Source organism: Neobacillus sp. OS1-32, from assembly GCF_030915425.1.
Classification (GTDB): Bacteria; Bacillota; Bacilli; order Bacillales; family Cytobacillaceae; genus Neobacillus; species Neobacillus paridis.
In genome coordinates this window covers 1,362,828-1,385,246 of sequence record NZ_CP133263.1, presented here as the reverse complement: position 1 = coordinate 1,385,246, position 22,419 = coordinate 1,362,828, and the positions used below count along the sequence as shown (strand labels likewise).

General features: G+C 42.5%; 20 protein-coding genes. 9 read left to right on the top strand and 11 right to left on the bottom strand.

All coding sequences use genetic code 11. The features are described from left to right. Positions 1 to 4 precede the first annotated feature (4 nt). From dltB to RCG24_RS07075, 4 genes are all read right to left on the bottom strand, one after another. Positions 5 to 1,171 carry a D-alanyl-lipoteichoic acid biosynthesis protein DltB gene (dltB, locus tag RCG24_RS07090; RefSeq protein ID WP_308078734.1) on the bottom strand — a complete coding sequence of 389 codons (1,167 nt, stop codon included), beginning with the start codon at positions 1,169 to 1,171 and terminating at the stop codon, positions 5 to 7. Continuing rightward, positions 1,168 to 2,685 (bottom strand): D-alanine--poly(phosphoribitol) ligase subunit DltA, encoded by a 1,518-nt coding sequence (gene dltA / locus RCG24_RS07085; RefSeq protein ID WP_308078733.1) that lies wholly within the window; start codon positions 2,683 to 2,685, stop codon positions 1,168 to 1,170. Before dltA ends, dltB begins: the two co-directional genes overlap by 4 nt. Positions 2,686 to 2,700: 15 nt before the next feature. Then, positions 2,701 to 2,850 (bottom strand): teichoic acid D-Ala incorporation-associated protein DltX, encoded by a 150-nt coding sequence (gene dltX / locus RCG24_RS07080; protein ID WP_202654094.1) that lies wholly within the window; start codon positions 2,848 to 2,850, stop codon positions 2,701 to 2,703. A 227-nt stretch (positions 2,851 to 3,077) separates the two neighbouring features. Next, positions 3,078 to 4,127, bottom strand: a complete 1,050-nt coding sequence (locus tag RCG24_RS07075) for a M42 family metallopeptidase (RefSeq protein ID WP_308078732.1) — start codon at positions 4,125 to 4,127, stop codon at positions 3,078 to 3,080. Between the two features lie 229 nt (positions 4,128 to 4,356). Here RCG24_RS07075 and RCG24_RS07070 point away from each other — a divergent pair, with 229 nt between their 5' ends. Continuing rightward, positions 4,357 to 4,677 (top strand): hypothetical protein, encoded by a 321-nt coding sequence (locus tag RCG24_RS07070; protein WP_202654096.1) that lies wholly within the window; start codon positions 4,357 to 4,359, stop codon positions 4,675 to 4,677. Between the two features lie 44 nt (positions 4,678 to 4,721). Here the strand turns inward: RCG24_RS07070 and corA are convergent, their stop codons facing one another. Continuing rightward, positions 4,722 to 5,672: a magnesium/cobalt transporter CorA gene (gene corA, locus RCG24_RS07065; protein ID WP_308078731.1), complete on the bottom strand. Its 951-nt coding sequence runs from the start codon at positions 5,670 to 5,672 to the stop codon at positions 4,722 to 4,724. A gap of 111 nt (positions 5,673 to 5,783) precedes the next feature. On the opposite strand from corA, the gene RCG24_RS07060 reads away from it, so the two are divergent. The 3 genes from RCG24_RS07060 to RCG24_RS07050 are packed head-to-tail and all read left to right on the top strand — an operon-like array spanning position 5,784 to position 9,309. Beyond that, positions 5,784 to 7,118 (top strand): spore germination protein, encoded by a 1,335-nt coding sequence (locus RCG24_RS07060; RefSeq protein ID WP_308078730.1) that lies wholly within the window; start codon positions 5,784 to 5,786, stop codon positions 7,116 to 7,118. Between the two features lie 20 nt (positions 7,119 to 7,138). Continuing rightward, a complete protein-coding gene (locus RCG24_RS07055) occupies positions 7,139 to 8,212 on the top strand; it encodes a GerAB/ArcD/ProY family transporter (RefSeq protein ID WP_308078729.1) in 1,074 nt (357 codons plus the stop codon). Further along, the gene (locus RCG24_RS07050) at positions 8,209 to 9,309 is read left to right on the top strand and encodes a Ger(x)C family spore germination protein (RefSeq protein ID WP_308078728.1); all 1,101 of its coding nucleotides are present in this window, start codon (positions 8,209 to 8,211) and stop codon (positions 9,307 to 9,309) included. The genes RCG24_RS07055 and RCG24_RS07050 overlap by 4 nt, the downstream gene beginning before the upstream one ends. A gap of 39 nt (positions 9,310 to 9,348) precedes the next feature. On the opposite strand, the gene RCG24_RS07045 is transcribed toward RCG24_RS07050, so the two are convergent. Beyond that, the gene (locus RCG24_RS07045) at positions 9,349 to 10,512 is read right to left on the bottom strand and encodes a TIGR04053 family radical SAM/SPASM domain-containing protein (RefSeq protein ID WP_374049155.1); all 1,164 of its coding nucleotides are present in this window, start codon (positions 10,510 to 10,512) and stop codon (positions 9,349 to 9,351) included. Positions 10,513 to 10,657: 145 nt separating this feature from the next. Between RCG24_RS07045 and RCG24_RS07040 the strand changes: the two genes are divergently transcribed. Then, positions 10,658 to 11,281 (top strand): TVP38/TMEM64 family protein, encoded by a 624-nt coding sequence (locus tag RCG24_RS07040; RefSeq protein ID WP_202654101.1) that lies wholly within the window; start codon positions 10,658 to 10,660, stop codon positions 11,279 to 11,281. On the opposite strand, the gene RCG24_RS07035 is transcribed toward RCG24_RS07040, so the two are convergent. Further along, complete coding sequence (locus RCG24_RS07035; RefSeq protein WP_202654102.1) at positions 11,274 to 11,624, bottom strand: hypothetical protein; 351 nt, start codon at positions 11,622 to 11,624, stop codon at positions 11,274 to 11,276. The genes RCG24_RS07040 and RCG24_RS07035 overlap by 8 nt on opposite strands. 363 nt (positions 11,625 to 11,987) lie before the next feature. Here RCG24_RS07035 and RCG24_RS07030 point away from each other — a divergent pair, with 363 nt between their 5' ends. From RCG24_RS07030 to RCG24_RS07020, 3 genes are read left to right on the top strand one after another with little or no spacing between them, the layout of a single operon-like run. Continuing rightward, entirely contained in the window at positions 11,988 to 14,318 is a 2,331-nt protein-coding gene (locus tag RCG24_RS07030) for a xanthine dehydrogenase family protein molybdopterin-binding subunit (protein WP_308078727.1), read from the top strand. Further along, complete coding sequence (locus RCG24_RS07025; RefSeq protein ID WP_308078726.1) at positions 14,305 to 15,144, top strand: FAD binding domain-containing protein; 840 nt, start codon at positions 14,305 to 14,307, stop codon at positions 15,142 to 15,144. The genes RCG24_RS07030 and RCG24_RS07025 overlap by 14 nt, the downstream gene beginning before the upstream one ends. 37 nt (positions 15,145 to 15,181) lie before the next feature. After that, the gene (locus RCG24_RS07020; RefSeq protein WP_374049154.1) at positions 15,182 to 15,631 is read left to right on the top strand and encodes a (2Fe-2S)-binding protein; all 450 of its coding nucleotides are present in this window, start codon (positions 15,182 to 15,184) and stop codon (positions 15,629 to 15,631) included. Between the two features lie 414 nt (positions 15,632 to 16,045). On the opposite strand, the gene RCG24_RS07015 is transcribed toward RCG24_RS07020, so the two are convergent. Beyond that, positions 16,046 to 18,121: a peptidoglycan D,D-transpeptidase FtsI family protein gene (locus tag RCG24_RS07015; RefSeq protein WP_308079132.1), complete on the bottom strand. Its 2,076-nt coding sequence runs from the start codon at positions 18,119 to 18,121 to the stop codon at positions 16,046 to 16,048. Positions 18,122 to 18,235: 114 nt separating this feature from the next. On the opposite strand from RCG24_RS07015, the gene RCG24_RS07010 reads away from it, so the two are divergent. Continuing rightward, positions 18,236 to 18,640 carry a hypothetical protein gene (locus RCG24_RS07010; RefSeq protein WP_202654344.1) on the top strand — a complete coding sequence of 135 codons (405 nt, stop codon included), beginning with the start codon at positions 18,236 to 18,238 and terminating at the stop codon, positions 18,638 to 18,640. 65 nt (positions 18,641 to 18,705) lie between these two features. Here the strand turns inward: RCG24_RS07010 and RCG24_RS07005 are convergent, their stop codons facing one another. From RCG24_RS07005 to RCG24_RS06995, 3 genes are read right to left on the bottom strand one after another with little or no spacing between them, the layout of a single operon-like run. Next, complete coding sequence (locus RCG24_RS07005) at positions 18,706 to 19,185, bottom strand: (2Fe-2S)-binding protein (RefSeq protein ID WP_308078725.1); 480 nt, start codon at positions 19,183 to 19,185, stop codon at positions 18,706 to 18,708. Continuing rightward, entirely contained in the window at positions 19,182 to 20,021 is an 840-nt protein-coding gene (locus RCG24_RS07000) for an FAD binding domain-containing protein (protein ID WP_308078724.1), read from the bottom strand. Before RCG24_RS07000 ends, RCG24_RS07005 begins: the two co-directional genes overlap by 4 nt. Then, positions 20,018 to 22,363 carry a xanthine dehydrogenase family protein molybdopterin-binding subunit gene (locus tag RCG24_RS06995; RefSeq protein ID WP_308078723.1) on the bottom strand — a complete coding sequence of 782 codons (2,346 nt, stop codon included), beginning with the start codon at positions 22,361 to 22,363 and terminating at the stop codon, positions 20,018 to 20,020. Before RCG24_RS06995 ends, RCG24_RS07000 begins: the two co-directional genes overlap by 4 nt. Positions 22,364 to 22,419 lie beyond the last annotated feature (56 nt).

Genomic DNA, 22,419 nt, shown 5'->3' with positions numbered 1-22,419 from the left:
ACGATCAAACTCCCTTATGAAATAATTGTCCTGAAAAAATATAAAACCCAAAGCAAATAAAATGGAACGTCATAAAAACGGATAGCGCATGTGTGAATTTGTTTTGCGGCCACCATTTATGTTTTTTATTAAACCGTTCGAATGCATTGTATGCGACCATTAACAAGGCATGGTACAAGCCGTAAATGATATATTGGGCTTCCAGACCGTGCCAAATGCCCATTAGTAAAAACAATAAGATATAGCCAAGATTAGAAAGGGTGTTGCGGTTTTTAATCCATTTCTTCTTCGTCATCCAAAAGATAAATCTCATATATACATAATCCCTAAACCAAAAGGAAAGACTCATATGCCAACGGTTCCAGAAATCTTTAATATTCCGGCTGATAAACGGCTTATTAAAGTTTTCCGGTGATTTGATTCCCATTACATAACTGACACCAATTGCAAATGCACTATAGCCGGCAAAATCAAAAAAGAGATAGAGACTGTAGGCATACATATAATAAAGATGGTGCTCAAGCGGGCTATGGGCGATGAATTTTAACTTGCTGATTACATAGTAATTGATCGAATAACCGATAATGTATTTGTATAAAAAGCCGCGAAAAATCTTGTTGATACCCTCATACAAGTATAATTTATATTGTTCTCCCGAAATCTGAGCGTCCAAATCCTTTACAAAACGGCGGTAACGGTCAATTGGCCCCGATGAGATCGTTGGGAAAAACAGAATAAAATAAAGTAAGCGGGTAATAGGCAGGTCTTCTTTAATCAAGCCGTCCCTAGTTTCCATAACCAATTGTGTTCCCTTGAAGGTTAAATAAGAGATTCCAAGGAAACCGATGAATGTAATCGTCGAAAAATAAGGCAGCAATTTCGACATGGCCAATGGGAGAATCGACAGAACCACCGCCAAATAAAAGACAAGATCGCTGTTCCTCTTTTTCCGATAATGAATATAGCTTTTTATTAAGCTTACCTGCCATATCGTAAACCCGATTAACGCAACTGCCTGCTGCAGTGATGAGGCGAAGATAATGCCAAGGGCAATAACGGTTACAAACATATTGTAAGCGTGGAATATTCTTCCTCTTAATCCAAGAATCACCGTTGGCGCCAGAAGAATCACTAAGATGAAAAAGAATGTAAAAGAACCATAAGGTGTCATTGTTCTACCATTTCCCTAAATTTTTTGCGGTCCATTTTTCCGTTAGCCGTCATTGGAAGTTCTTCGTAATAAGAGAACTTTCTTGGGATCATATAAGCAGGGAGGACCTGACTAAGTTCCTTTTTAATGGCACTGGTTAATTGATATTCTTTTTCAAATTCATGGCTTTCCGGGATGATAGCCGCCAGTAAATATTCCACCTTTTCATTCTGGTAAATGGGAATAACCGCGGCTGATTTAACATATCGGCAATTGGCAATATGGTATTCGATCTCCTCCAACTCCATCCGGTATCCATGCAGTTTGATTTGAAAATCAATCCTGCCTTTGTAAAAAAGCAAACCGTGCTCATCGACATAAGCCGCATCACCGGTCCGATAGGCTTGAATTCCATCATAACGGAAAAATGAACGATCGGTAAGCTCTTGCTGTCCCAAATAGCCTTTACTGACACTGGGACCGGCAATAACGATTTCCCCTTTTTCCCCAGGCGGGACTGGACGACCATTTTCGTTGACAAGGACGATCCGGGTATCGCCTTTTGGCTTACCGATCGGGAGATTTTCATAGGAATCCATTATATCTTCGGTTACCTCAATCGAAGTCACGGCAACGGTTGCTTCCGTCGGCCCATACGTATTGAAAATTTGCGCCTTCGGGAACCGTTCCTTCAGCCCGCGGCATATCGATACCGGCAATATTTCACCGCAAAATAAAAACACTCTCAGTTTAGGCAATAATTCTTCGGTAAACGTTGGATCCATCAAACACATTTGTGCAAATGATGGGGTTGAAGTCCAAACCTCTGTATTTGAAACAGCCAGAGCTTCGAATAACAGTTTAGGTCTGGCGATCATCTCCTTTGTTATGGCAAAAATAGTCCCGCCGCTTACCAGGGCAGGGTATAGATCCATGACGGATAAATCAAAGGAATAGGGTGCTTGATTTAAAAACCGCTGCCTGCCTTTGATTGGGAAGTCTTCTAACATCCAGTCGACAAAGCTTTCCAGATTTTTAGCAGAAATCTGTACACCCTTAGGATTTCCCGTACTGCCCGAAGTATAAATAATATAGAAATTGTCATCTCCGGATACCCAATGGGTATCATTTATTTCCACACAAGTACCTTCAGCAGTGATGATTGCTTTATACTCAAAAACAGGAACAGTGGAAGGATCAAATGCTGCAACTTGATCGGTCGTATTGATCACCAATTCAGCCTGTGAGCTGGAAAGAATACTAGAAATTCTTTCAATTGGTATTGAAAGATCGATCGGAATATATGAAAATCCTGCTTTGACACAGCCAAGAAATGTTACGACCATCGAGGCATTCATATGACCATAAACGATGACCGGCAAGCGGTTGTCGAAGTTCGAATGTATTAAAAATGCTGCTATTTGTTCAGATTGACTCCAAAGTTCTCCATAGGTGATTTCTTCTGTTGGCGAAATATAAGCAAGTTGATCTGGATTTGAAAGTGAGAAGCGTTTTATCGAATGTAATAGTTTCATAGTGATTCTCTCCCTTTAAAAATCGTTGTAAATATAGTTGCCTGAGCTAGCGCTATTGAACCCATACATAAAAAATAATAAAAGGAGAATCAGTAAATAATAGGTAAACTGTCCCAGCCACTTTACCTTTTGGTTGGAAAAGAAAACTTTCAATCTTTTAAACATGAATTCTGCCTCCTAATTCCTCCCGATTAATGGAATTACCGGAATAAATGTACAATGGAATATTTTTGGCAATCAATTTCCTGAAACTGACTTTTCTATCATACTGGTATTTTGTGTCTAATGCAACGAAAAAAACATTAAAAAATCCTTAAAATACGATTGAGAAAGCATGAAAAAGACCGTCTGTGTCTGCAAACGGTCTTTTAAAAATCGAGCATTAGAAGGCTTTATTGAATTAATTCGGACTGAATGTAGTGATATAAAAGTTTGGCAGTATTTTCAATCGAAGATTGGTGAGTCCGCTCAAATGCATGGGAAGAATCAATACCCGGTCCGATTAAGCCATGAATAATATCTGCTCCCGAGCGGATTGCAGCGGAGGCATCAGAGCCATAATAAGGGTATATATCCAATTTATAACCGATATTATTTTCCTCCGCAAGACGGACTAAATGTTTTCGTAATCCATAATGATAGGGGCCGCTGGCATCTTTAACACAAATGGAGACGGTGTATTCATCCGTTGACTGTCCGTCACCCATTGCCCCCATATCAACAGCCAGGTATTCCACTGTTTCGGGGGTAATATTGGAGTTGCCGCCATAGCCAATCTCCTCATTGTTGGAAATTAAGAAATGGGTCGTATAAGGCAAGGTAAGATTTTCGCTTTTAATTTGTTTCATTAATTGCAGTAAAATCGCAACGCTCGCTTTATCATTTAAATGACGGGATTTTATGTAGCCGCTTGGTGTTAGCTCGACACGGGGATCAAAAGAGACAAAATCTCCTACTTCGATTCCAAGGGCACGCACTTCTTCTTCACTATGTACCTTCTCGTCAATTCGGATTTCCATGTTTTCTTGATTCCGTTCTTTTTTACCGGCATCTTTATAGACGTGTACGGATGTTTGATGCATTAAAATCGTACCGGAATATTTTTTACCGCTGCTTGTTTCAATTTGGCAATATTCTCCTTCAATCGAGTTATACTTAAAACCGCCAATTAAATCCATTTTTAATCGTCCGCTCTTCTTAATCTCCTTTACCATTGCCCCAAGTGTATCAACATGTGCCGTTAACATCCGATGCCTGCTGGTGTCTTTCCCTTCGATAGTGGCAATTAAGCCGCCTTTGCGATTCCTTGTCGTTTTAATATGTTGTTCCCTGAGATATTTCTCCACAAAGCTGATCACTTCATTCGTGTTACCGGAGGGACTTGGGATGGAGACTAAATCTTTTAATAATTTCATGGTTTCCTTAGTATTAGGGTAAGTCATATATCTACTCCTCTCTGAATATATTCCTTCTTAATTATACAACTAATCAAAAAATTTCATGTTGTGAAAGCATTAAGCAGCAACTTTTTTTAGCTGCTGCATAGGATAGGTAGTGATTTGATTTTGTAGGGTTATAAAATTTTGATAACTTGGAGATAAATGGGAGTGTTCGAACTATTTTAAAAAATAGCTTGAAGTACTTAAAATGTTGGCAAGGAGAGGAGAAAAAATGACCAGGCTTGAGTTATATCATCAGAAGCCGAAGCAAAAGTCGTGGAAGGGTCGATTTTTTTTCATCGTCATAGGAATTGTATTAGCAGCGTGTTTAATCACTTACTGGCAGTATGATCGGCGGCCCGCTGATCTAGAGGCACCTGTTGAGGAACAAGGGGAGAAAGTGGTGATCGACCTTCCGAATGGACAGAAGGTATATACGTATGACCATTTAATCTTTGAAAAAGACGGCAAAATGTATTACAAAGGGGAGCGCAACACCATCGATTTAACCGGTGGTACCGTTGTCTATGAAAATTGGCAAGAACCGAAGTAAGCAGAAAGGGGCTGTCACAATGATGCCAGCCCCTTGCGCTTTTCTTATTTAAACCAGCCTTTTTTGTAGAACCACCAGGTCATTCCCATGGCAATTATAAACATGATGATCAGTGTCGCGAAATAGCCGTACTTCCAGCTTAACTCCGGCATATTGTGAAAATTCATTCCGTAAAGACCAACGATAAAAGTTAGCGGCATAAAGATCGTCGTGATCACCGTTAAAACTTTCATCACATGGTTCGTTTGATTTGAATTGATCGAGATGTAGCTATCGCGAATGTCAGTCGTCAGCTCTCGATTCGCTTCGATCATTTCCGTTAATTTCAGTAAATGGTCGTGAATATCAGAGAAATACTCTTTTTTTCCATGAATATACGTCATCCGCTGCGAGTTGAGGATGCGATATATCAGATCGCGCATCGGGGTGATCGTATGCCGCAATGAAAGGAGATCGTGCCGTGTATCAAATAAATCTTCCAGTAAGGCCTCCATGGACCTCCCTTTAGAATTTTCATCAATCTCATTTAACTTGTCTTCAATTTGATACACAGGAGGAAAATAATTGTCAACCATTTTATCGATCGCATCATATAGGACATGGGAAGGATCCCATTTCTTAATATTAGTTGACTGGCTTAAGCGGGTCCACACCTGATTAATTTCCTGTGAGGGCCGATGATGATAGGTTACCACATAATGATCACTTAGAAAAAAATCAACCTCTTCTCTTTCTAGGGTTCCTTGGTTAAGAGCTTGCGTGACAAAGAAGGTATAGCCGTCATAATAATCAAGCTTAGGTCTTTGAAGATGATATCGACAATCTTCGATAGCTAACGGATGAAAATGAAGCGGATTACTTAGAAGTTCTATCTCTTCTTCCGTTGCTTCATAAAAATCAATCCAATACCATAAAAAATCCCCGTCAACCAGCTTGGAAATTTCAACATCTTTCACAACAATATGATTTTTACTGACTGCTAATGTTCTAAACATAAAAACCCCTCACCAAACTCTGTTTGCTTTCATATTCTCCTCTTCTCTTAGAATAAAATACCATTCATTGCGAAAAATTAAAACTAAAGTAGTAAGCTGCGAGGTAGAAATATGCCATCCAACAAGGTTATTGCGATTCGGGAAAGTTTAAAAAGCAAGCTGCAGCCGTCTGAGGATTTGGTTTTTAAAGAGAAATTTACGAAAGAAAAATATTTGGAAGTACTGTACATAAAAACGATTTCGGATGAAGTGGTTTTGCACGAAAATGTGGTGAAACCTTTTTTTGAAACCGATAGTCCTGAAGATTTCCTCAACTATCTGCAATCGCATGCCCAGATAAAAGCGTATGAAAATGAGCAGAAAGCGATTGATGATGTATTGCGAGGTGAAGCGGTTCTTTTCTATCAGGATCATGTTTTTTTGTTTGATTGCAAAGTGGACCGAAATAATGCCGTTTTGGATACCACCGTCGAGACCACCATCCAGGGACCGCAATCAGGTTTTAGTGAAAGCCTGCCAGTAAATTTGGGCTTGATTCGCCACCGTTATCCACACACGTCTTTAATGGTGGAATCGACGGAGGTGGGCAAACTCTCGAAAACGAAAGTGATGATTCTTCATGATTCCAAGTTTGCAGATCCTGTAACAGTGAAGAGAGTCAAAAAATTCTTGGGTGAAGTAAATATTGATATGTTGGAAACGGGAGAACAACTGTTTGATTCGTTGAAGAAATCCAACAGAGCACTATTCCCGTTGATGCTGGTTACCGAAAGACCTGACAGGGTGGCCGTAAACTTATCCAATGGAAAGGTCATTATTCTCGTTCAGGGTTCCCCATATGCTGTTATCTTGCCAACCGTGATGAAGGATTTAATGTCCTCAATGGAGGATATTTATCAATCCTATTGGATTGCAAAGTTTTTACAGCTACTCCGTTATACGGCCTTTAATGTGAGTATGATTCTTCCCGGTCTTTATGTGGCTATTAGCAGCTACAATCCAGAGGTTTTTCGTGTGCAATTGGCATTGTCAATTGCTGGAAGCAGGACCGGTATCCCGTACCCATCCTTTGTTGAGGTTCTATTAATGTTATTTATGATGGAACTCTTAATTGAGGCAAGCATCAGGCTGCCTAAAGCGATTGGACCAACAGCAACAACCGTTGGCGGTTTGATATTGGGACAAGCCGCCGCTGAAGCAGGACTAGCCAGCAATATTATGATTGTCATTGTATCGTTTGTGGCGATCTCTAACTTTGTTATCCCCATTAATGCCTTCAGCTTCACAATTAGAGTGTTGAAGTATTTTATTTTATTATTATCAACGCTCTTCGGACTTGTTGGCGTCGTCCTTGGTTTCTTTATGATTATTGCCTACATGGTTAAACTCGATAGCTTTGGTGAGGCATTTTTGTCAGCGCTTCAAAGTAAACCAGGAAAACAATAAATGATAGAGGGGGGAGGCTGTTGAATCGGTATTTTCTCTATTTAGTGTTATTAAATATGTTCGTCAATGTCATCATATTTGTCCCCAAGATCTTAATTGAATACCGCTACGAAGGTGCGGTTATGGGGGTTGTCATTGCAATTCCGATTGGGATGGCTCTTACCTATCTTTATAGCACTGCGATGAATCAGTTCCCGGAACAGGGACTGCCGGAAATAGTAGAACAGGGAAAGCATCGGAAGTTAATCATTCTTTTTTTGGGCACGATTCAATTCATGTGGTTCACAGCAGGCCTGATCACTTTGATTGGATTTATTGATATTTTATCAAGGTTTATCAATCCGGAAATGCCTAAGCTGGGCTTACTCGGGATTTATTTAGCAGGCATTTTTCTGATTATTCAGCTGCCGACGCAAAGAGTGATGTATTTCCTCGAAATTGTTTTACTGATAAATATTCCGTTAATTAGCTTAATCATTTTTAACGCATTTATAAATGAATACTTGAGCTGGGACTCAATTCTTGAGGTCGGTACACATATTTTGACGAGACCAAGTTTAAAAGCCGTTGCCGCGGCAACTTATTGTTTTTCCGGTTATATGAATCTGATCATTTTTAATCGTTTAATCAGGGGAAAGTTAAAAATTTGGAACTTTGCAGCGACTCTTTTTTTGGGCCTGTTTAATCTATTCACCACCTTTCTGATTCCAATTGGTTTTCACGGTTCGGATGGGGCTCAGGAATATCTTTATCCGTGGATCTCAACCTCGGACTCGCTTCGATTGGTTTATAGTCCAATCGAAAGAGCAATCTTTTTATTCTTAATGTTTTATATGAGTATCACGCTTGTTAGTGTATCCGTTCACTGGCATGTTGCCTATGAATTAATAAAGGGAATGTTTAAGGAAAAAATCAGTAAAAAAAAGAATGGGGTGATTCTTGGCTACTTTACCGTTTTGGCGGTTCTTGGCGTGATTTATTTTAATTCGCTTCTATTAAATAGATTAACTGTTTATTGGATGATTTTCCGTCTTGGTTTTGAAATAGTGATTGTTGCAGGATTTGTCTTATGGGCAAGGAGGCGGACAACTTGAGGTTAACTTCTAAATGGAAATTATCGTTCATTATATTTTTGACCTTCATGTTGCTAAATGGCTGTGGATTTAAAGATATTGACAAGCGTTTTTTTGTTGTCAGTATTGGAGTTGATCTTGCTAAAAACAGTTCAAAAAAATATCTCGTCAGTCTGAAATTTGCTGTTCCCAAAACGACCAGGGAAAGTCCGGCAGAATACCAAATTGTGTCCGAAGAGGCAAACTCGATATCGGAAGCGGTACGAATTATCAAAACAAAGGTTGATAAAGAGATTGACTTCAGTCATGCGAACGTTATTTTGCTAGGGGATGAGCTGGTAAAACGAAGAGGAAATGCCGGAGTCAATTATTGGTTCATTCGAAGGCGGGATGTCCAATCCATTGCCTGGATAGCTGTAGGGAAACCAAGTGCATTGGCTGTTTTAAAGGTCAAACCAACATCAGAGTACTTTCCATCAAACGCTTTGTTTCTCGCTTTAGGAAAGGACGGTTCCGAGACACCGTATGTGATATCGGAATTTTTGTATGATTTTAAATTTAGGGCAATTGAACGGGGGATTGACCCTGTTTTGCCGATCATCGAAGCCAAAAAGGATATCCTGGAAATCAATACCGTTGGACTTTTTAACAAAAGTAGAATGCTGCTGGAACTTCAACCGGAAGAGACCAAGATGCTTAATTTCTTTCTGAATCGTGAGGAAAAATCTTCACTGTGGGGGAAAAAGGGACAAACGAACATGATTGTGAATACAGAAAAGGTAAAATCGAAATATAAAATCTATACACCGAAAGGAAAAAAGCCCTACATTCAATTCGATGTCTCGGTAGATGCAGTTCTTGAAGAAACAACAAAAAGAATTGCCAATAAACAATTATCGAAATATGAAAAGGTGATCGGTAAGCAATTTTCCAAAGAAGCTTTGAGGGTCTTGCGTAAAATCCAAAAAGCAGGTTTGGACCCTGTAGGATTCGGCCTTCGTTATCGGTCAAGGCATTTTCATGATAATGATTGGAAAGAGTGGCAAAGGATTTATCCTACCATTGACTTTAAGGTTCATACAAAAGTGCAAATTTCCGATACCGGGTTAATAGAGTAACACAAAGGCATGCCTTAGTAGGACATGCCTTTTAATGGTTCAAATTGATCCCGTGCTTTGGCGCATTGCCTGCGGAATATAGATGCAAAATGGTTCGCTTTCCAAATAGTCGCCGGTAACGGCATATGTTCGCGAGCGGGAACCACCGCAAATTTTGTTGTATTCGCAAATGCCGCATTTTCCTTTATAGTTGTCTGGCCGCCGCAGCTGCTTTAATACCTCTGACTCCCGGTAAACTTTGGCAAGCGGTGTTTCTCGGACATTTCCACAAACAATTGGTAATAGACCACTGGGCATGATTTCGCCGATATGTGAGACAAAAATAAAGCCATTGCCATCATTCACACCTTTAGGAGCGCGCTTTAACCCGTCATGCATTGAAGCAAAATCAGTTGTAATCGTATCCTCATAGTGGATTTCACCTTTTTCAATTAAATGATCGCGCATTTTTTGCTGCAGTACCACCCGGCGGTAGTGTTGCGCCGCAGTTGTTTTAATATCGTATGGCGCTGTTTTGCTTAGCTCATACAGCCAGCGAAACACCTTTTCGTGTTCAACCGGAGAGATACAGGCATCCAATTGTCCGCGCCCGGTTGGAACGAGCAGGAAGATGTACCACATAACTGCCCCAAGCTCAGCCACAAGCTCGGACATTTTTTCGAGTGAATCATAATTGTAACGGGAAATCACGGTATTGATTTGCAGCGGCATTTCCAGTTCATTTAAGTATTTGATTTTCTCAAGTGTCAGTTCGAAGGAACCAGGGGTACCGCGGAAATAATCGTGAATTTCCGGTGTAGGGCCATCGAGACTGAAGCCCCAGCGGGAAAGTCCAACTTCTTTAGCTTGTTTCATTTTCTCAATCGTTACGTTCGGGGTGGCACTAGGGGTCATCGAGACACGCATTCCTTTTTTAATCGCATAGTCAGCTAATTCAAATAAGTCTTCCCGCATCATGCAATCCCCGCCGGTAAACACGAGCATCGGATTATCCATTTCATAAATTTGATCAATCAATTCAATGCCTTCCTCATGCGTAAGTTCCCGCGGATCCGGAGTAGTTTGCGCATCTGCACGGCAGTGCACGCATTTCAGTTGACAAGCCCGCGTGACCTCCCATATGACAATAAAAGGGTTTTGGTCATAATTGATGGCCTTGCCGATTCCATGTGGATGTCCTTTTCCAATTCCTTGCATATTCATCACCAAGCTTTTCTCATTTTAAACTAAATTGTGACTATATATTTATTATAAATTTGTCTTCGTCACGTGGATGCAAGGAATGTTACAATATATCTACATTCTATTAAGTTTTCATTATTAAAAATTAGAATTAGGTGAAGTCGTAATGTCGAAGAGAATGATCAGTATCGGCGTATTTTTGCTGATTATCATAATTGGTTTTTTTCAAAAAGATGAATTACTTCTGTTAATAAAAGCGGGTGGCACGGGATCGATTTTGGTTAGCATGCTGTTTGTGGCGATATGCGTCTTTTTCCCGCTCGTTCCTTTTCCCGTTTTGGCAGGGGTTATTGGAGCAGTCTTCGGCGCCGCTCAGGGAGCGATAATAACATTATCTGGCGCAATGGTTGGGACCATGGGGTTTTATTATTTAAGCAGGTATGGGTTCAGGGACTATGCCGAGAAAAAACTGCAGCAATACCCGAATGTCCAAAAATACGAAGAATGGCTCATCCGTCATTCTTTTGTTGCCATCTTAACTTGCAGGATTTTTCCGATAATGCCATCTCCGGTGATTAATATAATTTGCGGCATTAGTCATGTGAACTGGGTGATCTTTTTCACTGCGTCGGTAATTGGCAAAATCCCCAATATCTTGATTTTGTCATTTGCCGGTGCTTCATTTCAGCAAAACAAGCTGTTTTCATTTGGCTTATACGGTACCTATTTGCTGGTCATATTCCTCATATATATTGTGATTATTTTTCGCCGTAGGAAAACTATTAAATGACTCTTTGCATGTTCCAGTCATTTTGGTTTTCGATAACGATCATCTTTTTAAAAAAGCTTTTTAAAATGAGCCATTTGGCTGGGTAAGAGTAAATATAATCCTCCATCACTTGCTGAGAATAGGAAATGAAGCAATCCAATTGCTGATCTTCTTTTTTCAGGTCATATAAAAGGGCGTGCGGATTTGTGTAATAATCCGTCAGTTGGGAGGGATTAAGCTTGACGATGTTGATATTTTGGTTCGTGATATATTTCACGATAGATTCCTGCTGCAGCGAGATGGTTTCATCCTTTGTGAGGCCACTAAACAGGATGCGATCATTGATATAATAGATCCCCTTCAATTAATAACACCTCTTTTAAATCATTGTTGCTATTGTTATTGACAGGGATGGCAGGAAGTATACATGCGGTCATTGACAAAAAAATACCCGGTTATTTACCGGGCTCTCAAAAAAAAAATCTATATAAAGGGGGTGGAGGTTGAAAGGTTCTTTTCTGAACCACGTTTATATCATAACAAGTAATTATTAACAAATTATTAACGAAGCATTAATAGTTTAAGAAAATCAATCCCGCTGGCAAATCATTATTCTAGGAATAGCAGTCACTTTAATATAAATGTGTTAGGAATCAAATGTCTAGTATTTAGGGTTGTTAAGCTGCTGTCTTACGCCACCGATTCTATGTGGCAGGAGGGATCGAAAATGGAGGTAATTGGCAAAAGTGTTATTCGGAAAGAGGCTTGGGATAAAGTATCCGGGCGGGCTAGATACACGAATGACTTTCAATCCGTAGGGATGTTGTCGGCACAGATGGTGATCAGCCCATACGGACATGCGAAAATTGCTGGCATCGATACATCAAAAGCATGGCAGGTTCCGGGTGTTAGAGCGATCCTCTCCGGTAAGCGTTATCCGCTTACAGGTGAGGCCATTCGGGACCGGCCGCCGATAGCGGTAGACAAAGTTCGCTATCACGGCGAGCCAGTGGCGGTTGTGGTCGCTGATACGCCTTCACAAGCAAAGACAGCCGCCGATCTCATAAACGTAAAATATGAATTGCTTCCGGTGGTAAATTCACCGACACAAGCTTTTCAAAAAGGAGCACCCCTTGTTCATGAACACCTTGGAGAGTACAAAAAAGAAGAGGACTCCCTTCCGGTGCCAGGTACCAATATTGCCACCCATATAAAAATTCGGAAAGGAGATATGGAACAGGGCTGGGCGGAAAGTGAAACGGTGGTGGAGGCGAGTTTTTCCTTTGCCCCTTCGGATCACGCGGCAATGGAAACGAGATGTGCCACGGCCGAGATCCAGCCCGACGGCACGATCATTATCATGACTTCATCGCAGGCACCATTCATGGTGAAGCGGCTGCTTGCCGATTACTTTGATGAGGACATGGGGAAAATCATCGTTCATACTCCTCTTGTTGGCGGAGCGTATGGCGGAAAAGCTGCCGTTCAACTGGAGGTGCTTGCTTACTTGGCTTCAAAAGAACTGGGCGGGAAACCAGTAAAGCTTTTTAATACAAGGGAAGAAGATATTTTAACATCGCCGTGCCATATCGGCCTTGACGCGACAGTAAAATTGGGTGCCGATCGGAATGGAAAGATAAAGGCGGCGGAAATACGCTATTTGTGGGACGGCGGAGCTTATTCCGATAAAGCCATCGATGTCACCAGATCAGGTACTGTTGATTGTACCGGCCCTTACAATATCGCCAATGTCTGGTGCGATTCATACTGCATGTATACGAATCATCCTTATGCCGCGCCATTCCGGGGGTTTAGTCATTCCGAACTGTCGTTTGCGATTGAACGGACAATGGACCTGTTGGCTCAGAAATTAAATATCGACCCGCTCCAGCTGCGATATCTGAATGCGATCATGCCCGGTGATACAACACCGACGAGGGTGAGGCTGACGAAAAGCAATGTTGGCGATTTACGAAAATGCATTGAAAAATTGCGGGAATTAATCCAATGGGACGAGGGACCGATTAAGGTTATCAATGATCGATTTATTCGAGTAAAAGGGGTGAGCTGCAGCTGGAAAACATCGACAATTGACCCGAATGCTCCTTCCGGGGCTATTTTGACGTTTAATCGGGATGGCAGTATTAATTTAATGTCCGGGGTAGTGGAGATCGGAACGGGAACGAAAACGATTTTGGCTCAAATCTTGGCTGAAAAACTGAAAATGGATGTGGACAAAGTTCATGTCCGCATGGAGGTGGATACCCAGACAACACCGGAGCATTGGAAGACCGTTGCCAGCAGGGGAACCTATATGGCAGGAAGAGCTGTTTTAGAAGCAGCGGAAGATGTCATTCGGCAGTTGAAAGAAGTGGCAGCATGTGTTTTAAGAGCACCCGAGGAAGATTTGGAGGTTGGCGGAAGCCGTGTCTTTCTTCGCGACGATCCGGTTATCGGGCTGCATTTTAAAGATATTTGCTATGGCTACAAGTATCCAAATGGGAATACGATTGGCGGTCAAATCATCGGCCGCGGCAATTTTGTCTTACGGCATCTTACCAGTTTAGATCCGGAAACAGGTGAGGGAAAACCGGGTCCGGAATGGACACCGGCCGCCTATGGAGTGGAAATTGAATTGGACCGGAGAGATTATACGTACCGGCTGGTGAAGGCGTGTACGGTTTTGGATATTGGCCGGGTAATGAATCAAAAAGCTGCTGAGGGTCAAGTAATGGGAGCGATGAGTATGGGATTGGCTTTCGCCGGTCGAGAAACCTTTTATTTTGATGACCTCGGCCGGGTACTAAACCCGCAACTGCGGACTTATCGACCGCTGAGGTATGGCGAAAATCCGGAATATGTAGTCGGCTTTGTTGAAACCCCACAGCTTGATTCGCCTTATGGAGCACGCGGGGCAGGAGAACATGGGTTAATGGGGATGCCGGGGGCCCTTGGAAATGCCTTATCATTGGCTGCCGGGGTACAGCTTCACCATTTGCCGCTCATTCCGGAGTTAATTTGGCGGGCAAAGGAGGCCGAACATCGTGCTTCCCTTTGACTTTGACTATTACCGTCCGGAAACGTTGCAAGAGGCTGTTGAGCTATATCAAAAGCAGGCAGGCCAAGGAAAGCAGGTCATCTTTTTTTCTGGAGGAACCGAATTAATCACCCTCGGAAGAATTGATTTGGCTTATGCTGATGCCGTTATTGATATTAAAGGGATTGCTGAATGTAAGATCATCAAGTCCGAAGGCAGTCAACTGCTGCTGGGCAGCGCGCTTTCGTTAACGCAAATTGAAGAAGCGAATCCATTTCCGTTATTAACGAAAGTCGCTAGTGAAGTAGCTGACCATACCGCCCGCGGTAAAATTACTTTAGGCGGCAATATTTGCGCCGAGATTTTTTACCGAGAGGCCGTTTTGCCGTTTTTGCTTGCCGACAGTCAGCTGATGATTGTCGGTCCTGAAGGGATCAAGACGGTGCAAATCCATGAAATTTTTCAACGACAATTGCAATTGAAACGTGGAGAAATGCTGGTTCAGACCGCTACAGACCGCCGCTTTATCGAAGCGCCGTTTTATGCTGTCAAACGACGCCAACAATGGGATACCGGCTATCCGCTAATAACGCTAGCTGCTTTAAAAATCGGTCAAGAGATAAGGGTGGCCATCAGTGGTCTATGTCCATTTCCATTTCGTTCAGCGGAGCTTGAGGCGCATCTCAATAGGTGGGGACAGGCGGCAGAATCCCGAATTGACGGTGCACTTTCGGTGCTGCCCAAACCCATTTTAGACGATGTTGAGGGTTCGGCTGAATACCGTATTTTCGTATTACGGAATTTGTTGTACGACGTGCTTTCTGTATTAGAAGGGGCAAGAGTTTGATTGCTAGCGGTGGAGAGGAAGGTGAATTGACTTGGCCTTGCAGCAGATAACTTTACATGTTAACGGGGAAGATCACAATTTGACAGTTCGATCCGCGGATACACTTCTATTTGTGCTGAGGGGGAAGCTCGGTCTGACAGGGTCAAAACCGGGGTGCTTAAATGGGGACTGCGGGGCCTGTACCGTCAACGTCGATGGTTGGCCGATGAAGTCGTGCTTAATGCTGGCAATTGAGGCGGTAGGGAAACAAGTGACCACCATTGAAGGGTTACATAATACTCCGATTCAACAGGCTTTTGTGGAGGAGTTTGCCTTTCAATGCGGTTATTGTACTCCGGGGTTTATCATGAACTGCCATTCTTTAATCGAGCAGCATCCAGATGCCGATGATCAGACAATTAAAGAATGGCTCGAATCAAATATTTGCCGCTGCACCAGCTATATCGAAATTGAAAAGGCGGTAAAATCAGTGTTGAGAAAAGATTAATACTCTGAAAAATGTCGGGTGAGTCAAGAAGTCATCCAGTTTATTCCTACTATTGTAAAATAGGAGCGGGATTATGTAAAATTGTGCCTTGAATTTGTAAAAATAGACCTTGATTTTGTAAAAAAAATTGTTCAAGCTAGGCTATGATTCAAATTATTCCAACTATTGTAAAATAGAAGCGGGATTATGTAAAATTATGCCTTGAATTTGTAAAAATAGACCTTGATTTTGTAAAAAAAATTGTTCAAGCTAGGCTATGATCCAAATTATCCCAAATATTGTAAAATAGGAGACTGATTATGTAAAATTGTGCCCGGAATTTGTAAAAAAGAGCCTTATTTTTGTAAAATAATTTCTTTCTATATGATGACTCAGAAAGCACTATATTATATTGAACATCAAAAACAGGGCTCATCACAGCGGGCCCTGTTTCATTTGAAAATACGTATCCAACACTCTGCGGCCAATTTTCAAATTTGCTTTATGATCTTTCTTTCCTTGATAGGCCCAGGGAACCAGAACAGCCATGGCAACTTCCGGGTTTGCGCTTGGAGCATAGCTAACCAAGCTTAAATTCATCACGGGCGGCGGCTCTTTACCATATTGATACCTTAAAGGACCGTCATAAAACGCTTCTGCCGTTCCTGTCTTGCCGGCTGGAGCATATCTAGCCCCTTTAAAATATTTATAGGCTGTCCCGCCAGGCTCCTGCATTACCTTACGAAATCCTACCTTTACCCGATCGAGCCATTCTTTTTTTACATCAATGGTATTGAGGACAGTCGGGGAGACCTCTTGCAATACCGTCCCGAGTTTTTCCTTGTCTTTTGCCGGACTGCGAATTTCTTTGACAACATGTGGCTGCATCCGATAGCCGCCGTTGGCAATCGTTGATACATATTGGGCCAGCTGCATCGCCGAATAAGTATCATACTGACCAATCACAAGGTCAAGCAAATAGCCCGGAAGCCGGCTATACCCCTTAAAGCCGGTCTGTTCATTTGGCAGATCAATGCCTGTTCTCGTGCCAAGACCGAAGGAAGCAAATGAATTTCTAACCGTTTCAAAAGCCATTTTATTCGTAAAATTAAGCGGCTTATCGTATTCATAATGCCCCTTTCCAATTCGAATTGCTGTATGAAACATATAGACGTTGGAGGACTTCTTTAATGCCGTCACATCATTTAAATTTCCTAAATACATATATGATTTTTTAATCGGTGTGTCTTTAATTTTTATTCCAGCATCATTAAAAATGGTTCCTGGTGAAATGGCCCCTGTTTGATATCCGGTTAAAATGGTTGCTCCTTTTACGGTCGAACCGACGCTATAGGTGGTCGTAAAAGTACCTAATGCATCATCCTGTATTTCAAGTCGGCCGGTTTTTTGATTTCTTACTAGTTTTTTTCCCGACATGGCCAAAATATCGCCGCTATAAGGATCCATTAAAACAACATAGGCTCTGTCGCTAAGATAAGTTCCCGGCCGACGCTTCATTGCCCACAGTTCTTCTTCGAGAATCTGGTCAACAGCTTTTTGCAAATCCATATCAATGGTCAGCACCAGGTCCTTGCCATTTTTTCCATCAAAAATAGGTTGAGTCTCAATGACATTCCCAGTTTTATCGGTGAAATTTTTTATTTTCGCTTTATGTCCGCGAAGGATTTCTTCATATTGCCATTCTAATTGACTTTTGCCAACTCGATCGTTGCGGTGGTAATCCCTCGCCAAATAATATTGCAGCTGTTCTGCAGGTAAGCCTTCTTCCGCCTTTGTTACATTCCCTAAAACAGATCGCAGCGTGGAATTGAATGGATAGGAACGATCCCAGTCAGTGGTTGTATCTACTCCCGGCAGTGAATGGAGATTTTCACTAATTATGGCCAATTCTTGGTCGGTCACATTCTCGTTTTTTACAATTTGCGGGATAAATTTATAACTATTGGTAAATTCTTTATAAATCGCCAGCACTTCCAAGTCCTTTTGGGAAAAATTTTTTAGTTCGGCATTGCTGATACGTTCTAGCTTTAAACGATACAGGTCTCGATCGGTAAGCTTTTTAGCAGCATACAATTGTCTTTCTTGTTTGGTAATTTTTTTATCGGCAAGGGCAGGATTTTTCAGGATCCAAAAATGTCGCTTATCTAATTCCGTGACCTTGTCCGTGCGTTTCTCAATCAAAGTGGCCAGCCGTTCGGCTGTTTTTAACATCTCTTTCTGACTAAACCCTTGATTCGTAAAGGTGATTGCGTTTTTGGGGACATTATCCACGATGACTCGAAAGTGACGGTCAAACAATCTCCCCCTGGGCACTGGATTACTGACACTAATATTTTCTTTCCTCTCCAAATCCTTTCTGAAATTTTCCCCATGGACAATTTGGATAAAACCGAGCCTAAGTATTAAGATGGAAAACAAGATAAATACGCAAAAAAACATAATATTTAAGCGAAAAGGAAAATGCGATGTTTTCTTCTTCTGTTTGTCCAAATCGTTCACTTCCTTATATGGATATGCCTCAGTCACAGGGATAAATCTTATCCAGTTTTAAAAAACTATTAGTGCAGTGATGAATGTTATCGGACAACCGAAAGGAGGAAAATGATGAATACGAAACAGCGAGCTCAAAGCACTAGCCAGCAGCAATCGCAAAGCTATGGCCAGCAAAAAATGCTGCAGCAACAACAGCAGCTGCAAGAGAACCAGACGATGATGGAACAAGATTTTGAAGCACAAAAGAAGCAGGCACTGCAAACGATGCATCAAGCTTCCCAAACGCTTCAGCAAAATGTCACGTTGGCGTCTCCTCAAGTGCTGCAGCAGGCACAGCAACAATTGCAGCAGGTGACCGAACAGTTAAATCAGATGCAGGGGATTGCCGTTACTCAAGCATCAACGGTACAGCAGCAACAGCTTGAGCAAGTTCAGCAGCAAATTGAGCAGGCGGCCCAAACACTGAGCCTGATTGAATCCCTGAATGCCGGCAATAATAGCTTTAAAAAAGGATAATGGCAAACTAGATCTGCTAAACCTGTTGTCAGGTGCCACTATGATGTGGTGCCTGACACTCGTTTTTAGGAGGCAGACCCTTTGGGCAACAGAGACTTAACTGCTTCTTTAATTTCCTGGTAGCCGGTACAGCGGCAAAGGTTGGATTGGAGCCATTCCTCAATGGTTTCGTCATCAGCGTCTGGGTGCTTATTCAACAATGCCTGGCAGTTTAAAATAAACCCCGGCGTACAAAAACCGCATTGGATAGCCCATTTTTCGATAAATTTCTGTTGAATTGCAGAATCCCTAAGACTTTCAATCGTGGTAATTGGCTGGTTGATGGTTTCAATTGTCAGGCAAAGGCATGAATGCATGGGTTCGCCGTTTATTAGGACCGTACATGCCCCACAGTCGCCGTTTTCACAAGCCCGTTTTGCCCCCGTTAAACCAAGCTGCTCACGCAATGTTTGCAACAGGGTATCAGCAGAACGGATCATCACGTCGGATGCTTCACCGTTTACATGCAGCCTGACCACTGTTTTTCCCGTGCCATTTGTTATCATGTCTGTGTCGCCTCCAGTGCCTCGATTGTCTCGAGCAATGTATTTTTTAACAGAAATTCACGATAGTCACGTGATGCCTGCAGATCATCGATAATTGCTTCTGGTAATTGCCCTAACGCTTTATCAATCTTTTCTTCTTTGGAAAGGGAAGTGTCATTAAGCGCTGCTTCGATATCCGGTGATCTAAAAGGATATTCACAGACACCGCTAAGGGCAGCTCGGATTTTTTTATCTTTTACTAAAGCAGCAATCGATACAATCGGATAGCCAACTTTTGACATTCTCGTTTTTTTAATACTGACAAATGGAAGATCCAGGAAGGCTTTAGGAACCTGTATATGAATGAGAAATTGCTCAGGGCTGATGTTCATTTGTTTATCAAATACAACCTTCAGTGGGACAACCCTTTCTCCTGAACTTCCGGCAAGTTTTACCTTGGCTTCAGTGAGGAGCAGCGGTAAAACGCCCTCCCGATAAATGAACCGGCTTAGTATGTTGCCGCCAATGGTAATTTTATTTCTCGAAGTATGGTCGGCTACTTTCCTGACGGTTTGCCCTAATAACGGGAACAATTGGGATTCGGTGATTTTATTTAAGGACACAGCTGCGCCGATTACCAAATGCTCTCCTTGAAGTTCCAGCTGATGACAATCAGGAATTCCTTTAAGGTCAATAATCGCCTCGGCATCAAGCTGATTCAACCGGGAAAACGTAATAAATTCAGTACCGCCGCTGTAGAACAAAACTTTTTTATCTTGTGTTGCTAGGATTTCATAGGTTTTAACTGCTTCGGTTACGCTTTCGGGACGATAATATTCAAAGTCGAAGGGAATCATGCTTGACGCTCCTTCCGGGTCTTCCAAATGAGCTCCGGTAAAAGCGGCAAATGGTTTAACTCGACCTGTGCCGCTGTTGAAAGTGCATTTGCCAGCGCCCCAGCCATCCCAATCACCCCATATTCACCGATTCCTCGGGCACCAAATGGCCCATCCGCTGCCGGAGTTTCAATAAAATCGACAATATACTCTGCCGGTTGTTCACCAAACCGGACCATTTGATAGGTTCGCAATTGCGGGTTTAACACCGTACCATTTTGATCAAAAATAAATCCTTCTTGGCTGGCAAAACTTAAGCCCAGATACATTCCGCCGCGCATCTGCTGAGTAGCGGTCATTGGATTGATGATTTTTCCACCGTCGAGCACCGTAACAGCTTTTAAAATTTTATAGCTGCAATCGGCTGGATCCCATTCGACTTCTACAGCCTGTGTCCCTACAGACCACCAAGGACCAGGTTTGCCAAAACCGGTATCTTTGTCCATTGGGGTAAGATGGCGCTGAATGTATCTTCCGTGTCCGACTACCTGGCCTTCTACAGCGTGACCATTTGGATATTTATACCCGAGGGCTATGTCTTGAATTTTCACCCCATATTCAGGGCTGGGTTTCAAATAAACACGTCCACCGCCGACCTCCAAATCCTCCATCGAACATTGCAGCGCGATCGAGGCGGTCCTTTTCAACTGCGAAATTGCGTCATCACAGGCATTCATTACCGCTCTGCCTGCTAAAAAGGTCGTGCTGCTGGCAACTGTCCGCCATTGATGCGGATCGGATTGGGTATTGACCTCCATCGTCACGTGTACCTTTTTAATATCCATTTTCAATCTTTCCGCTACCATTTGGGCAAGAATTGTTTTCGAACCTTGTCCTAATTCAATCGCTGCGCAGTTTAGATTCACACTGCCGTCTGCTTCGAACTTCAGCACAGCACCTGATTGGGCATTTGTAGCAGTTGTTGATGTTTTCCAAAAGGTACTGATTCCTTTAGCTTTTACTTTACCATCTGCCGTTTCCAGCCGCTCTCCCTGATCCCAGTCAATAAGTTTTTTCGCCTGGTCAATGCATTTCTCCACGTCTCCAAGGTTATTGGCATTCAGCACTGCACTTGTCGGGCTGCTGTTTCCCGGCTTAATCGCATTGATTTTTCTAAGTTCAACGGGATCAAGCTTTAATTTATGGGCCAGTTTGTCCATCGTTCGTTCGACCGCGAATGTTAGCTCCGGATGAGCGTATCCACGGAAGGAGGTGGCATAGGGATGATTTGTATACATACAGTATGAATCGCACCATACATTCGGAATATCATACGGGCCCGTACAATCAAGCGCCATTGCCCTGGTAATTCCAGCTGCTTGATCGGTGTAGGCGCCTGAATCGATCAGGTATGTGTATTGTCCGGCCATCAGCTTTCCGGCCTTATTGGCTCCCAGAGCAATTGTCGCTTCCAGGCCAATATGTCCAGGAGCGGTAATAAGGTCTTCTTCACGGGTAAACTCCAACTTTACCATTCTTCCGCCAACGGCTTTTGAAGCCAGGTAAGCAAGCGGTTCTAACTGGACGGTGCCTTTGCCGCCAAATGCCCCGCCAATCAGCGGTACATGGACAATGATGTTGCCAACATCGATATTAAAAAATTGATTCAAAACTTTCTTAATGGTAAAAGGTGATTGCGTGGTCGAATGGACGACAACTTTGCCGGCAGGGTTAATTTCGACCCTCGTACATCTTGGTTCTAAAGCGGCATGGTCGGAAAGATTGAACGAAAAAGTTTGTTTAATTTTAATATCGCAATTTTCCCATGTTGTAATAAAATCGCCTTTCCGTATTTTAATATGACTGCCGATGTTTGTGCCTTGTACAGGGTAAACATTACTAATAATTTTCATATACTTACCGGAATTTTCATGGATTAACGGGGCATCTGTTTGAAACGCTTCCCGGGCAGAATTGACGACCGGCAGCGATTCATATTTAACATGAATGAGCTGGGCGGCCTGCTTGGCCACATGTTCCTGATCGGCAACAACAATCGCCAATGGCTCACCATAATAGCGGACCTTTTCGAATGCAAGCGGCGGCCGGTCAGCAAGTATTGGGCCGATATGATACGGGAACATTTTTCCAGTTACAATGGCCCGTACACCAGGTACTTTCCAGGCTTCGCTCACATCAATCGCTATGATTTTGGCATGTGCTTGTGTACTCGTAGCCAATTTGGCATGCAGTAGACCGGGAACAGAATAATCCGCTGTATATCGAACAGTACCTGCTGCTTTTTCCACCGCATCAATCCGCTGTTCCGGCTTTCCAATCGACAGCCAGGGGTTCTCCAACATATTAAAATCCCTCCTAAAGGGGTGATGTTGATTCGCATGAAATGAATATTCCTGCT

Excerpts from the sequence above, each read along its gene's own strand:
- dltB (WP_308078734.1), bottom strand. The coding sequence starts at position 1,171 with ATGACACCTTATGGTTCTTTTACATTCTTTTTCATCTTAGTGATTCTT.
- dltA (WP_308078733.1), bottom strand. The coding sequence starts at position 2,685 with ATGAAACTATTACATTCGATAAAACGCTTCTCACTTTCAAATCCAGAT.
- dltX (WP_202654094.1), bottom strand. The coding sequence starts at position 2,850 with ATGTTTAAAAGATTGAAAGTTTTCTTTTCCAACCAAAAGGTAAAGTGG.
- RCG24_RS07075 (WP_308078732.1), bottom strand. The coding sequence starts at position 4,127 with ATGACTTACCCTAATACTAAGGAAACCATGAAATTATTAAAAGATTTA.
- RCG24_RS07070 (WP_202654096.1), top strand. The coding sequence starts at position 4,357 with ATGACCAGGCTTGAGTTATATCATCAGAAGCCGAAGCAAAAGTCGTGG.
- corA (WP_308078731.1), bottom strand. The coding sequence starts at position 5,672 with ATGTTTAGAACATTAGCAGTCAGTAAAAATCATATTGTTGTGAAAGAT.
- RCG24_RS07060 (WP_308078730.1), top strand. The coding sequence starts at position 5,784 with ATGCCATCCAACAAGGTTATTGCGATTCGGGAAAGTTTAAAAAGCAAG.
- RCG24_RS07045 (WP_374049155.1), bottom strand. The coding sequence starts at position 10,512 with ATGAATATGCAAGGAATTGGAAAAGGACATCCACATGGAATCGGCAAG.
- RCG24_RS07040 (WP_202654101.1), top strand. The coding sequence starts at position 10,658 with ATGTCGAAGAGAATGATCAGTATCGGCGTATTTTTGCTGATTATCATA.
- RCG24_RS07030 (WP_308078727.1), top strand. The coding sequence starts at position 11,988 with ATGGAGGTAATTGGCAAAAGTGTTATTCGGAAAGAGGCTTGGGATAAA.
- RCG24_RS07010 (WP_202654344.1), top strand. The coding sequence starts at position 18,236 with ATGAATACGAAACAGCGAGCTCAAAGCACTAGCCAGCAGCAATCGCAA.
- RCG24_RS07005 (WP_308078725.1), bottom strand. The coding sequence starts at position 19,185 with ATGATAACAAATGGCACGGGAAAAACAGTGGTCAGGCTGCATGTAAAC.
- RCG24_RS07000 (WP_308078724.1), bottom strand. The coding sequence starts at position 20,021 with ATGATTCCCTTCGACTTTGAATATTATCGTCCCGAAAGCGTAACCGAA.
- RCG24_RS06995 (WP_308078723.1), bottom strand. The coding sequence starts at position 22,363 with ATGTTGGAGAACCCCTGGCTGTCGATTGGAAAGCCGGAACAGCGGATT.